Genomic DNA, 14,000 nt, shown 5'->3' on the forward strand with positions numbered 1-14,000 from the left:
AATGAAATTTTTGAACAAAAAAACCGCTGATTGTTATGAATCAGCGGTTTTAATATTATGATATAATTTATTTACTCGGATTTTACTTTTATGTCACCTGAGATAATTTTATCCCTTATATCGTCAACTTTATTCTTAATTTCATCCGGAATCAATTCTTTGTTTTTCTGGTCGTAAACGTATCCTACACCTTTTTCTTTAAGACCAAGAGATTTGATACCGCTTTTGAAAGTACCGTTTTTAAAGTCTGAAATAGTCTGATAGATTACTTCATCAACTATTTTAACCATACTCGTTAGAATGAAACCGGGAGCTTCTTCGTACTGATTCAGGTCAACCCCAATGGCGAGTTTGTTGTTTTCTTTAGCCGCTTTAAACAATCCGATACCCGAAAGGCCTGAAGCATGATAGATAATATCAGCACCTTTTGAATACTGGCTAATTGCAATTTCTTCTGCTTTGCCTGGATTTTTGAAGCCCTCGCCAGTAACAGAGATGTAGGTGACGATTACATTAATTTCAGGTTTTACAAATTTTGCTCCCTGGGAAAATCCTTTTTCAAACTTTCGAATAAGAGATGATTCCATGCCCCCTATAAATCCTATTGTATTCGTTTTCGTTTTCAGTGCTGCTATTGCTCCAACGAGGAATGAACCCTCTTCCTCTTTAAATTCGAGTGCAGAAAGATTATCAGGTATTTTGGTATCGGGATTAATTGAGTAATCTATACATCCGAATTTCTTATTCGGGAAATCATTAGCAATTTTAGTAATATCTTCAGTAAAAATGAATCCAACTCCGAATATCAAACTGATATCATTTTTGCTTGCAAGTTTTCTGAGTGCGGATTCTCTGTCTGCTCCGTCTCCCGGGTCGATAACTTCAAAATCGATACCGAAATCCTTTTTAGCCCTGACGAGACCGTTGTATGCCGCATCGTTAAAAGATTTGTCACCTCTACCGCCAACATCAAATACCAATCCGACTTTAAACTTTGACGGGTCATTACTCACTTCTGATGTTTCTTTCTTTTTGCCGCAAGAAGAAAGAAGAACAGCAAAAATCAGTAAAACAAAAATATATAATTTATTCATATAAAAATATTTGTAAGCTTTTTAGTGATAATTTATTCTGAAACATTATGATGCAATCTGCATCTTGCTTCATAATGATTTGCAGCACCGACAAGAACCCTATCGGAATTTTTTGTAACTCTCTGAGTACGGTTAGCTGGAGCACCGCAAACCATGCAGATAGCCATAGTTTTTGTAATGTACTCAGCAACAGCAAGAAGCTGAGGCATAGGTTCAAACGGGACAGCTTTGTAATCCTGGTCAAGACCTGCAACAATAACTCTTTTCCCCGAATCAGCGAGGTCCTGGCATACCTGAACAAGATTGTTCTCAAAAAACTGAGCTTCATCAATACCAATAACTTCAGCATCAAAACTTTTCTCGAGCATTTCCTCTGCGTTTTCTATTACTTCGGAAGGGTATGATTGCTCGCTATGCGAAACGATTGAAAACTCGCTGTACCTGTTATCGATTTTAGGTTTAAAAACCTTTACTCTTTGTTTAGCAATTTCGGCTCTTCGAATTCTTCTGATTAACTCCTCGGTTTTGCCGGAGAACATACTGCCGCAAATTACTTCAATATGTCCTGTTTTCTTAAAAGTTCTAATCTGCAAATGTTCATTCATATCCATGTTACGTCCCTTTCATTAAAGTAATTTGAATATAAATTTATGAGGGAAAAGATTTTGTAATTTGTAAATCTGGTAGTTATTTTTCGACTTAATTAGTATAACGTCCATATTATCTGAAAATTCGGAAAGGAATTGCCTGCATGCACCGCAGGGAAAAATCAATTCCTTACCGCTTGAAGCTATTGCTACAGCTTTAAAGACTTTATGCTTGTCTGTAATCGCTTTTACAGCGGCGACTCTTTCTGCACAAATGGTTAGCGAATAGGAAGAGCATTCTACATTAGCTCCCGTATAAATTTTATTATCTTTTGTAAGCAGAGCTACACCGACTTTGAATTTTGAGTACGGAGAATGCGACGTCTTTCTTGCATCCAGTGCTTTTACTATTAAATCCTCATACATGGCTTAAAATGTAAAACTTACATTTGCAAAAGGTGTAACGACTGATTTCCCGAGCTTATACGAATACACAGGCTGAAAGCTGACACCTCCTTTAAGAACGTACTTATTGTTATAAGAATTAACGGAAAGAAATCCGTCCACTGCCGATACAAGATGATTAAGAACAACGACCATTAAAGTTGTGGTTCCGTTATTGTAATAATCGTTAGCCTTTTGTCTTTCATCCATGTAAAAGCTTACCTGAGAAAGTTTTGTTGTTCCGTAGTTATTTTTATTAATAACTGATACGTCAGCGGTTGACCATCCGGTAACATAATTCTGATATTTACCTATAACTTCATAATACTGCTGATCGCCCGGAGGAGGTAATTGATGAGAAAAATTTATTTCCTCACAGTAATTAATCTGAAGCCTTAAAGTATAATCATCGGCAGACATATTTATCTGGTCAGCACGCTGAAAACTCTGGTCTTTAAGCCATTGAGCATACTTTCTCATATTCCAGTTCTGATTAGCGTAGTTTTCGTAAGATTTTGTCTGGTCGTTGCCTTTTCCCTGAAAAACAGCATAAGTAATCCACAAACCTGCTTCAACGGCAAGGAATACTGCTGACTTAATGAAGCTCTTTGCATAAATCTGTCCTGTTCCGGGTATGACAGCTGACATAGTTGCACCAAGAATAGGGCTTTTCAATTTTGAGGAATCTACGTTTAAAGATAAAGGTTTTGTGATACCTGCGTGAGACTCTTTTTCCAGAAACTTTTCTTTTATTATCTGCATGGAATTATTTTTATCGATATTATCGTAATTTCCGAACGAGTCCTGTGCGTTAGTTTTAACACCCGCGGCAAAAAGAACAGCAATTATTACTGTGATGATTATTTTATTCATTAATAATAGATTTTATTTAAAAATAATGCGTTAGCAGGTAGATATGTAGTCTTGATTTTTTCACCTTTTATTAATTTATTATAAGTATCTTTTAATTGCAGTTTCCCTCGGCCGAGGTCAATCAGCACACCTATAGTTGCTCTAACCATAGAGTGCAGATACCTGTCCGAAAGAATCCTGAAGACTATTGTATTCTTTGATTTATTTATCCTGTATTCCAGTTTCATAAGATTACAAAAGAAACCGTGTTTATCTTCTTTATTCCTGCACAATGACTTAAAAGAATGATATCCGATGAGTATTTTAATAAATTCGTCTATAACTTTAAAGTCAAGTTTGTAATTTAATTTTAAATAATATTTCCTTCCGATAGAAATTTCACGAGTTGTAATCTTGTATAAGTACTCTCTTCTCTTCGCAGAATACCTTGAGTGGAAATCATTACTAACTTTTCTTATTGATTTAACTGTAATTGCAGATGGGAGTAGAGAATTCAAAGAATAAAGGAATTTGTTTGAATCAGGAATTGAAGAATCAGTTTTAAAATTTGCTGTTTGGTTGTAAGCATGAACTCCTGCATCCGTTCTTCCCGCACCAGTAACAGAGATGTTTACTTTTAAGAGTTTACTTAAATTTTCTTCTATACATTCCTGAATTGTATTCCTGAACTTTTTCTGTCTTTGCCAGCCGTAAAATCCACTACCGTCATATTCGACCGTGATTTTATAATTGTTCACGTATGGATAATATTAAAAAGACTTTACGAAGTTTAGTTTAATTCCGTCTATTTTATTTCCGGGTGATTGTGTGAAACCGCTACTGACTTTTATACCAGAAGAATTTACTTTATTTGTTAAAACCAGAGAACTGATTCCGCTTACCAATCTGTTAATTATAAGTCCTGTTACAAAAATTGTACTCAGATTGTAAGTTCGCTCACTTTTTTTCCGTTGCTGGTCGAATTCTCCCTGATTAGACTGAGAATCCCAGTTCCAGAAATGAGTATTAATATCATAAATTTTATCGTACTGGCCACTTTGCAGTTTATCGTTGTTGTACTGATAAATGCTAAGGAAAGAACCGACATTCGCAAAATAATCGTCATCTTTTCCATCTTTATTTAATCCTGCATGTACAGCAGCAAAAGAACGGGAATCGTCTTCTAATATACCGCCGTAGTAATTAACGCCGAAAATTCCAAGCCACATTGCTGCTTCAGCACCAAGGAAATAAGCTCCGACGTCCATTCGACCTGCATAAAAATGCCCTGCACCCGGCAGCAGTGCAGAAAGCAGTATCGAAATAGCCGGTGATTTTTTGTCAGAGCCAGAATTAATTGACTCCTTTTGGCTGCTCAATGAATCCTTGAGAAGTTCATTCGAAAGTTCCAAAAGCCTGTAACTTTTATCGCTGTCCTTTATGTGTTGAGCTGACAGATTTCCTATAACCAGGAAAACCATCATTATTATTAAGGTTATCTTATTTCTCATTTAATAGTTTTTCAATTCTTTTAGAAAATTCTTCAGGCTCTAAAAATCCTGTAACTCGAAGTTCTTTTATCTCTTCGCCGTTTGGTTTCATGAAAATAACTACAGGAAGTCCTTTAATGCCGTATTTAGCCGTAATATCGGGATTTTCCTTTGTTAAATCAATCTTAATATTGTTTAAATTTTTAGAAAGTTCAACAACTTTCTCGTCAGTGTACGTGTACTTATCGAGTTCCTTGCACTGTGCACACCAGTCAGCGTAAAAATCTATTACGACGGGTTTGTTCTCATTTTTAACTGATGATTCAATTTGCTGAAGAGAGGTCAGGTTTGTCCATGCGACTTCAGCCGAATGTGATTCGGGTTTTAAAAGCCATGTACCCGCTGCGATACCTAAAATAGCAATTATGTACTTAACTTTAGTGTACACTTTGGCGTTGAGACCTTTGTTATCGAATATGATAAGGTAAACACCCGATAACAGAATCGAGAGCGGGAAAACGATATTATAAACACTCTCAGGCATTAGGGGACCAAGTGTATTAATTGCCATGACAATCAACACGAGTCCGAAAATAATTTTTACACTTATCATCCACTCACCCGAACGAGGAAGTTTACTGATTGAGCTTGAGAAAGCCGCAAGAAAAATATAAGGAACACCTAACCCTAATGATAAAATGAAGAAAAGGAAGAAACCCGTGAATGGATTTCCGAGTTTGCCAACGTAAACCAACAAACTCAGCACAATAGGACCTATGCATGGTGCGGCAATAAATCCTACGAGTAAACCCATCATTAGAGAACCGAAGTATCCCGAGCGGTTTTTATTCCCCGCGAGCGCAAGAGACTGCGGAACCCTGATTTCCCACAAACCGAACATTGAGGATGCCAGTGCGAGAAAAATTGCTGCAATAAAAATTACGACTATTGGATTTTGCAAAGCAGTTCCGAGCATGCTTCCTGTCAAAGCAGCAATAAGTCCCATTAATGAATAAGTTACAGCCATCCCGACAGCATAAAAGACACCCATTAGAATACTTTGCAGTTTGTTGCCGCTGGACTGAGCACCGAAATAACTAATCGTGATTGGAATCAATGGATAGATGCATGGAGTAAGGTTTAAAGCAAGCCCCCAGATGAAAATAATGAGTATGCCCAAAAGCAATCCTCTTTCTTCGATGAAATTTGAAACTTTCATCTCATCAGGATTTTGCCCTTCCTGTCTTACGTTTTCTTTCAAAGACGATTCTTTATCTGATACCTGATTATTTGTTCCTGCAGGTTTTGAAAAGTCGATCTTTTCAAAAATCTCATTATTAGCAATAGAACCGGTTTTTGAGATATTAACTTTTATTTCACTTTTTACTGTCTTAGGTGGGTAACATGCATTGTTATCGCATGCCTGATATGTCATTTCTATTTGAATTATATTCTCACCTTCCTTTGCATTTTCTTTCGGTAAAAATGTAAGTCCTATGAAAATTTCACCTTCATACACAGGAATTTCCGTATCTGAAAAAGAGAATTTATACATTTTATGCTGCGGATAAAAAACCGCTATTTGATTAAGATTCTCTGATTTTGAAATTACCTCTGTCTTAATGTATGAATCGTCAGAGGGATTGTATGAATTTATGTGGTACTTTTCATTAATTTTAACTTTAATTGCTATTTTAACAGTATCTTTTACAGAGTATGAGTTCCTGTTGCTGTAAATTTTGTAAGAAAGATGTTCTGATTCCTGCGCAAGAATATTTACAGCAAAAATCAATAATAATATAGTTAGAATTGAACGCCTCATAGTATGAAATAATTGTTTTATAAATAATAAAATTATGTTGAATACGTGTTATAATCAACGGAAAAAGCCTGTATAATACTTAACGTATTGATTATCTCTTGATTTTATGCTATTTTTGTATATTGTAAATGAAAATTTAATTCTTTTTGAGATTTATAAACAATAACAAAGGAGATAAAATTTGAAACCGGCAGCAAAAACTAAATCAAAGAATGACAATCCTCTAAGTGAACTTATCGACGATGAAGTATTCAATACTTTGAAGAAATATAAACTACTCGATGAAAAAGCAATAAGGGACTATAAAATCAGACAAATGTATAAAGATATGAGACGTGAAATGAGCGCAGGCGAAGCAATTGATAAAATTCAGGAAATGTTTCCCTACCTTCAGTTTGATACAATAAGAAAAATAGTGTATCAGGTATCTAAATAATAATTGTCATCAAATTTTTAAAAGCCGGTAGATTATCTATCGGCTTTTTTTATTCCCTTCTATTGTTTAATTTCCCTGAAAAATATTATTACTATGATTAATTATGAAAAAGTTGAGCAGATTCTTACTGCTTTTCTGAAAAATGAATTCAAAAGAATCGAACTGACAAAAGCTGTAATTGGCTTATCAGGAGGTATTGATTCGACTGTGTCCGCATTCTTGACAGCGAAGGCTTTAGGACCCGGGAACGTGTTATGCGTAATGATGCCGTATAAAACGAGCAGTAAAAACAGTCTTGAAGACGCTCAAAAAGTTGTTAAGATTTTAAACGTAAAGTCGAAGGTAGTTGATATCTCGAAAATGGTTGATGCTTATGTAGATACGCTCGAAGGTGATGTTTCAATAGTTAGAAAAGGTAATGTGATGGCACGAATGAGGATGATTGTACTTTATGATGAGTCGGCAAAAGAAAGCGGACTTGTAGTAGGGACTTCGAACAAGACTGAGTTACTTCTTGGCTATTCAACATTACACGGTGATTCAGCTTGTGCAATTAATCCGCTCGGTCAATTGTATAAAACACAGATTTTTGAGCTTGCAAAGCACTTAAACGTTCCAAAAGAAATAATAGATAAGAAGCCTTCTGCTGATTTATGGGCTGGTCAAACAGATGAAGAGGAAATGGGGATTACATATGCGAGTGTTGATAAATTACTTGCATCAATGGTAGATGAAGGAAAATCAGATGCGGATTTGCAAGGTATGGGTTTTGAAAAGGAGTACATAGAAAAAGTTCAAAGAATGATAAAGCGTAATGAATTTAAGGGCTTGCCGCCTGTCGTTGCGAATTTAAAGGACAATGATTTGTCATGATAACCAGAATCATAATAATATTTTTTCTATCCGTTTCATATCTTTATTCTCAGAATGTATATTATAAGAATGCGGTTGTTAGCTCAGCTAATGAAATAGCTTCCGGAGTCGGGATAAGCATTTTAAAAGATGGTGGGAATGCTATTGATGCAGCTGTTGGTGTAGCATTTGCGCTTGCAGTTGTTTATCCTCAGGCGGGTAATATAGGCGGAGGTGGATTTCTGGTACTGCGTTCTGCGGAGGGGTATGAAACATCGATTGATTTCAGGGAAACAGCACCTCGATTATCATCGAAGAATATGTACCTTGATAACGATGGTAACGTCATTGCTGACTTAAGCACTCTGGGGTATCTTGCATCGGGAGTACCCGGTTCTGTTGCGGGTTTACTTTATACACTTGAGAAATACGGAACTATGCCGAGAGAAAAGGTACTTTCTTATGCTATCAATCTCGCTGAAAAGGGTTTTAAAATCAACAGCGAACATGCAAACTCGATAAACAGCCACAGAGAAGATTTTGATAAATTTGAAGGCTCCTCAAAGATATTCGGGAAGAAATTTCATCAGAATGAATTATTTATTCAGACTGACCTTTCAAATACATTGAAAGAAATATCATTAAAAGGAAGGGATGGATTTTACAAAGGCAACGTTGCTGATATGATAGTTGGAGAGATGCAAAAGGGAAAAGGAATAATTACACATGAAGACCTTGCAAACTATAAACCAGTCGAAAGAAAAGTTATAAAGGGGAAGTACAAAAATTACGATATTATAACTATGGGACCGCCCTCGAGCGGGGGAATCTGCTTAATTTACTTGCTAAATATACTCGAAAACTACAACCTGGAATCATTGGGCATAGCAAGCATAGAATATGTAAACCTTCTTTCAGAAGCGATGAAACTCGTTTACGCAGACAGGAGTGAATATATGGGTGACATGGATTTTTATGAAGTTCCTGTTGATGTTTTGATTTCAAAGTCATACGCAAAAACAAGATTTGCAGATTTTAAATTTGGTGAGGTTATTCCTTCGGATATCATTAAACCTGGAAATATCAACAAGGAAAGTACACAAACGACTCATCTTACAGTAGCCGACTCAAAAGGGAACATGGTCTCACTTACAACTACTCTTAATGATACGTATGGGAGCAAAGTTGTTGTTGACGGAGCGGGATTTCTGCTTAACAATGAAATGGATGACTTTTCAGTAAAGCCCGGCGTACCGAATATTTTCGGTTTAGTTGGTAATGAAGCAAATGCGATAGAGCCGGGTAAGAGAATGCTGAGCTCAATGACCCCCACTGTATTACTCAAAGATTCTAAACCTTTTATGACAGTCGGTTCACCCGGAGGCGGCAAAATCATTACTTCTGTACTTCAAACATTATTGAATGTAATAGAATTTGATTTGAATATTAGCGAAGCAGTTGATTCTCCCCGTTTTCATCATCAGTGGCTTCCTGATTTACTTCAAATTGAAAAAACTTTGTTGTCAAGGAATAAAATTAAAAAACTTTCCGAACTTGGTTATGATTTAAAAATAGTATCTGATTTCGGAAGGGTTGAAGCAATCGTGTTTAATCGGGACGGAACGCTATCAGGTCACTCTGATAAACGCGGAAGCGGTAAGGCAGTCGGGTACTGATTAATTGAGGATTTTCATAAACAAAAGGGTATTCGCTTGCTGCGGATACCCTTTAAACGTTCTTTAATCTCTTATAAAATTATAAAATTAATACCCGATGAAATCGCAAACCTTTTACCGATATTTGCGTCAAGATTGAATGCGAAGAAACCTGTTCTAACCGTTCCTCCTATTACAAACCTGAAATTGTTATTCCCGTCAACTGTTACTTTCACTGGTGTTTTCGTACCATTTGAGCTTACATAATTATAAGAGAAGTCGGCTTTAAAACTTTCATACTGAAGTGCGGCATATCCTGTGAGGAATTTATAGGTTTTGCTTACCTGTCCGTTAATGAAGAAATTTCCTGACTTCCAGAGGTCGTTGTTATCGGGCTCTGTAAAATTCATACCCTGATAACCTCCCTGCACTGCAAAGTCTACAGGACTTTTGGGAAAGTAATGGCTAAGATTATGTCTGAGCGTAAATCCAAAATAAGAGACAGAACCGACGTCGCCGACTTTAATTTTCGGCAGGAAACTTATCGAACCGTCCGTTCCGTACAGAGTTCCAAAAGTAATTTCCGGAATAAAGAATGGTACGGATGTTGTTTTAAGTACTCCTCCGATTAACGTAATATCCTGTCCAGATACGTAATTACCGTTATCGTCGTAAAACTTTCCAATGGCTGCAGTCTTTTCCCCGATTGCTGTTGGTGCATCCTGGACTCTGTAAGTACCTTTAGTGTAACTTCCGCCTGCAACAATCGAATCAGCATAACTGTAACTGAATTTTTGGTCGTCGCTGCTCATGAAAGTGTTCATAAGTCTAAACCTGATACCAACATTGAAGCCTATAGGTACTTTTTTGTCAAACGGTACATGAGCGTCAAAAAAGTAATTCGAATTCAGGTTTGTTCCTAAAGCATCAACGAGTGGCTGGAGGTAAAGTTTCGCATAATTCGGACCGACTTTCTGAAGTTTTTCTTCAAGATTCTGAGCGTTGGTTACGCCTGCACTGATAAACAGTACAAATAGAAAAGTAATAAGTTTTCTCAATTGTTCTCCCTAATAATTTGATTTGTTAAATAATTACTTTATTGTTCTTTTGAGTTAATTCCTTTAACCATCGTATAACCTGTCAATTCCATGAAATTAAATTCATGGAACACATTATAGCCAATCCTTTTATAAATTTCAACGTTTAAAATATTCGTAGTATCCAGCACTGTTTTTTGAGTTTCCGGATACTTTAAAGCATCATCTTCAGCACTCTCCATGAGCAAACGTGCGAATCCTTTTTGGCGGTATATTTTTTTCACTGCGAGTTCATTTAAATATATGTGCTTTTCTTTAGGTTTATACAATGCGGTTTTCATGGCATATTCACCGATGTGTTTAACATTTGGATTGTTTGCTTTTATTCTCATCTTCTTAACTGCCTCGTTCATTTTATCATCCCATTCTTTTACATCGGGTCTAGTGTAAATTAGACATCCTGCAACCTGATTTCTGAAATACAAACCTTTTAACTGTAAGTTTAAACCTGGTACAATATCATAAACCATCATTTCGTATATGCATCTCGTAATCCTTTCTCTTTCTTTATATTCAGGGAAAAGTAAAAGATGCAAAGGATATTCCATGAACCCTTCAGTAAATATATTTACCGTTTCCTCATAATCTTCTTCTACAGATTTTATCTTGATGTTGTTTTCCAATTCTAAATTTTAAAATTCATGTTTAGTCCAAGTGAGAAATTCTTAGTCTTTTTTGGAGCAAATACGCTTAGTATGTTGTACGTTCCGAAATCCATCGAAAACGCTCCTGCATTTACACCCAAACCAAAACTAAGCTCAAATTTCTCTCGCCCACCGGCGACCAAACCAAGTCTTCCCGAAAGAAAGTTTAGCGGATTAATCTCATATCCGAACGCAACGATTGGAGTTGTCGTTCCGCCGTAATTGTCAGTAAATCCCTGGATGTAGTCAAGCGCAAAACTCATTAATTCCATATCCTCTGAATGAGTTTTACCGTTTCTCATTTGTTTATCCGAATAGTATTTATACTGTGCACCAATTCTGACTGTAGTCGGGAGCATCCTTGTAAAACCGCTAATAGGAGACCTCGTTCCGTTAATAACATCTTCAAGCGAATCGAGCTGTTCTTTCTTCGTTATATCGGTAATTAAAAAACTTCCGTCGTAATAGTAATTTGCTGCATTTGATTTCCAGCTTATATAGCCGATATCAGTAACACTGAAACCAAGATTAAGTTTTCCGATATTGAAAAAGTTTTCAAGTGTTGTCGATAATCCGACATCGAATCCCAATCCGAAACCCGCATTATTCAGAGGCGGTTTTAACTTTCTTTCGGATGAAATACCTGAATACAGCAAGGTCATCCTTCCTGAACCGGAGATTTGATTGCTGTCATTCGTGAATATCCAAAGGTTGTTATTAATTATTTCAGAATAGTAGAAACCAAGTTGAGGCTTGAATGATGCACCCAGATTAATGTACTTAAAGTTTTTATTGTTCTTAATATCTAATTTTCTTGCGTATGAGAATGATATCTGCCGCGTCCACGAAGTATTAAAATCAAGTTCGGAGAAATCATATTTTCTATTTACTTCATTACCAAAGAATGCCACTTCTAAAAAATCCTTGTCAAAATAAAAATGTCCTCCAACTCTTTCTTCAATCCCAAAACCAAACGTCCCGGCTTTCGTTCTTACAACTACAGATATAGGTTTAATATTCCCGATAGAATTAATAGGGGAGTTTCCAACCTGTTCTATAATATCGTTTTTATCATCTGAGTTTAAGTATTTTTTCGACCCGTCTGCATTTTTTGTGAAATATTGGTCAAGCAGGTTCAAAGGAGCAAAAGTTGCGTCGAACATAAATCCGAAATTGGTCGCAACACTAAAATCTACAACACTCGTATCAATACTTCTTTGGTTGATAATATTTGCGGGATTAAAACCTATAGCATCTATGCTGTACGAAGCTGCTGTCGAAGCCCTGCCCATAGAATAATTTCGCACAGTAAACTGATACTGGGCAAATGAATCGGAAATGAAAACGATAAATATAATTATTAAAGGTATAATATGTTTATTCATAAGTATTCTCATTCTGTTTTTTAATCCTCCTTTATTCTGTAAATTACTTTGCCGATACCCAATAGCTTCGTATAATCATTTTTGACAACTCGAATGTAAGATGTTGGATTTTGATCAGTATAGAACCTTGTATTATATACAACTTTCCCTGCTCGAAGTAATTTATCTATTACTTCTTTTGGTACAGTCGTCCTGTATGTCTGCAGACTTATGCCGTTTACAAACCCGTTAATATCCACTGGTGCGCGGTTTACCCATATAGTGGAATCAGATGAATTGCCTAACATCTGAGACAAAGAAAACAAAGGTACGTTGAATGAGTCAAGTACTTCTATTTTTGATATAGCAAATAAAGCAATCGCATTGAACATTCTTAATTCAATATCCATACTCTGGCAGTTTTGCATTTTCTTCCTCTGGTCCTCATCGCTTATACCAAAATCCGTCGTGTCTTCCTGAATTACAGCATTTGTCTGCGAAATATTCATGTTAATCGGAACGGAAAAATTCGTATTGGTTGAAAAGCTGTCAAGATAATTTGTGCTCCCGATAGTATATGGCTTATTAATTAAAATTGTCTTTGCCACATAAATATCTTTTGGAATATTGCCGATAAATTCTGCAACATTACTGTTTAAGTTTGTTAAATAAAAAACACTCGAATCCTTATCCTTGTCCAGTTTTAGGTTGAATAGTGTATCATTCATCGTCGGATTACCTCCGGGATTATACCTTAAATTAACCTTGTTGCCGTTCTTATTCACACCCTGTATTGATACCTGTTCGAAATCAAGCTGGTAATTATTCTCGTATCTTTTTAATGAAATGTATGTGTTGTTACCGTCAACATCGGCAAAATTTATAAATCCCTCTGGTACGTCAGTACCAAAAGGAGAATCTGTCCTGCTGTATTCTCTTTCAATGTAAGTTGGCTTTATCCTGCCGAAGATTCTTTCCACAGTATACGGAGTGACTTCCGAGCTAAACGTTGTGGGTTCATTCGTGTTTGAGATCGTTCTTAACTTCAATGATATTATATTCGATACCCCGTTGTTTGATTTATATACCCAGTTAAGTAAGGGAATATTTATCTGCCTTTGTGTATTTGTGGGTACCTGTATTGTATTAGTGTATTTCAATGTTGTATCATTCCTCGAACGAAGGTTTTCTAAAGAAAAATTAACTGTGTAAGAATTAATAGATGCTCCCCAGAATTTTAAAATTAACTCACCGCTCAGAAAACTTATAAATGATGCCTGTGTAGAATCATCAAATTGAATAAATATCGTAGAGTCTTGTGTAAGGTTTGTCGGTACGTTATAAAATGACTGACCAACTCCGTCTGATTTAATTTCACTGAAGAGGTCAGTATTTGCCGTTGTTCCGGTCAGTATGACGTTACTGTTAAGACTATCGTACAGTATATTTGTTGAATGCTTAAGCATATCATAAATGTAATAATACCTGTTTATGATTGGTAAATTGCCTGTTATATCCCATTCGGGGGCTGTCGGTTCTTTTATATCACAGCCAGACTGCGATATTAAGGGTATTAATGATATCAGTACTATTATAAATCTTAAGCGTAATTTTAATATATTCATATTCATGATTTTAATTTCGACTAATTTTTTTATTCTAC

The 14,000-nt window shown here is 36.0% G+C and carries 14 protein-coding genes; 3 read left to right on the plus strand and 11 right to left on the minus strand.

Going from position 1 to position 14,000, the window contains the following annotated elements; translation table 11 throughout:
* Nucleotides 1-71: 71 nt before the first annotated feature.
* The 7 genes from WC644_09650 to dsbD are packed head-to-tail and all read right to left on the minus strand — an operon-like array spanning nt 72 to nt 6,289.
* Nucleotides 72-1,094, minus strand: a complete 1,023-nt coding sequence (locus WC644_09650) for a BMP family ABC transporter substrate-binding protein (protein ID MFA5012198.1) — start codon at nt 1,092-1,094, stop codon at nt 72-74.
* A 32-nt stretch (nt 1,095-1,126) separates the two neighbouring features.
* A complete protein-coding gene (locus WC644_09655) occupies nt 1,127-1,699 on the minus strand; it encodes a thymidine kinase (GenBank protein MFA5012199.1) in 573 nt (190 codons plus the stop codon).
* Between the two features lie 21 nt (nt 1,700-1,720).
* Nucleotides 1,721-2,107 carry a cytidine deaminase gene (gene cdd / locus WC644_09660; protein MFA5012200.1) on the minus strand — a complete coding sequence of 129 codons (387 nt, stop codon included), beginning with the start codon at nt 2,105-2,107 and terminating at the stop codon, nt 1,721-1,723.
* 3 nt (nt 2,108-2,110) lie between these two features.
* Entirely contained in the window at nt 2,111-2,998 is an 888-nt protein-coding gene (locus WC644_09665; GenBank protein MFA5012201.1) for a hypothetical protein, read from the minus strand.
* Complete coding sequence (gene truA / locus WC644_09670; protein ID MFA5012202.1) at nt 2,998-3,735, minus strand: tRNA pseudouridine(38-40) synthase TruA; 738 nt, start codon at nt 3,733-3,735, stop codon at nt 2,998-3,000. Before truA ends, WC644_09665 begins: the two co-directional genes overlap by 1 nt.
* 12 nt (nt 3,736-3,747) lie before the next feature.
* On the minus strand, nt 3,748-4,488 hold the full coding sequence (locus WC644_09675; GenBank protein MFA5012203.1) for a hypothetical protein: 741 nt from the start codon (nt 4,486-4,488) through the stop codon (nt 3,748-3,750).
* On the minus strand, nt 4,478-6,289 hold the full coding sequence (gene dsbD / locus WC644_09680; protein ID MFA5012204.1) for a protein-disulfide reductase DsbD: 1,812 nt from the start codon (nt 6,287-6,289) through the stop codon (nt 4,478-4,480). The genes WC644_09675 and dsbD overlap by 11 nt, the downstream gene beginning before the upstream one ends.
* A 181-nt stretch (nt 6,290-6,470) precedes the next feature.
* On the opposite strand from dsbD, the gene WC644_09685 reads away from it, so the two are divergent.
* From WC644_09685 to ggt, 3 genes are all read left to right on the plus strand, one after another.
* On the plus strand, nt 6,471-6,725 hold the full coding sequence (locus WC644_09685; GenBank protein ID MFA5012205.1) for a hypothetical protein: 255 nt from the start codon (nt 6,471-6,473) through the stop codon (nt 6,723-6,725).
* A 93-nt stretch (nt 6,726-6,818) separates the two neighbouring features.
* On the plus strand, nt 6,819-7,598 hold the full coding sequence (locus tag WC644_09690; GenBank protein ID MFA5012206.1) for an NAD+ synthase: 780 nt from the start codon (nt 6,819-6,821) through the stop codon (nt 7,596-7,598).
* Nucleotides 7,595-9,253 (plus strand): gamma-glutamyltransferase, encoded by a 1,659-nt coding sequence (gene ggt, locus WC644_09695; GenBank protein MFA5012207.1) that lies wholly within the window; start codon nt 7,595-7,597, stop codon nt 9,251-9,253. The genes WC644_09690 and ggt overlap by 4 nt, the downstream gene beginning before the upstream one ends.
* 71 nt (nt 9,254-9,324) lie before the next feature.
* Here ggt and WC644_09700 read toward each other — a convergent pair whose 3' ends face one another.
* Genes WC644_09700 through WC644_09715 form a run of 4 tightly spaced genes read right to left on the minus strand, consistent with a single transcriptional unit; the run spans nt 9,325 to nt 13,962 of the window.
* Nucleotides 9,325-10,290 carry a DUF6588 family protein gene (locus WC644_09700; GenBank protein MFA5012208.1) on the minus strand — a complete coding sequence of 322 codons (966 nt, stop codon included), beginning with the start codon at nt 10,288-10,290 and terminating at the stop codon, nt 9,325-9,327.
* A gap of 38 nt (nt 10,291-10,328) precedes the next feature.
* Nucleotides 10,329-10,952: a GNAT family N-acetyltransferase gene (locus WC644_09705; GenBank protein ID MFA5012209.1), complete on the minus strand. Its 624-nt coding sequence runs from the start codon at nt 10,950-10,952 to the stop codon at nt 10,329-10,331.
* Between the two features lie 2 nt (nt 10,953-10,954).
* Nucleotides 10,955-12,358, minus strand: coding sequence for a DUF5723 family protein (locus WC644_09710; protein MFA5012210.1), 1,404 nt, complete (start codon nt 12,356-12,358; stop codon nt 10,955-10,957).
* A 20-nt stretch (nt 12,359-12,378) separates the two neighbouring features.
* On the minus strand, nt 12,379-13,962 hold the full coding sequence (locus WC644_09715; GenBank protein ID MFA5012211.1) for a hypothetical protein: 1,584 nt from the start codon (nt 13,960-13,962) through the stop codon (nt 12,379-12,381).
* Between the last annotated feature and the right edge of the window lie 38 nt (nt 13,963-14,000).

The sequence above is a fragment of the Ignavibacteria bacterium genome, assembly GCA_041649015.1.
GTDB lineage: Bacteria > Bacteroidota > Ignavibacteria > Tepidaquicellales > Tepidaquicellaceae > CAIKZJ01.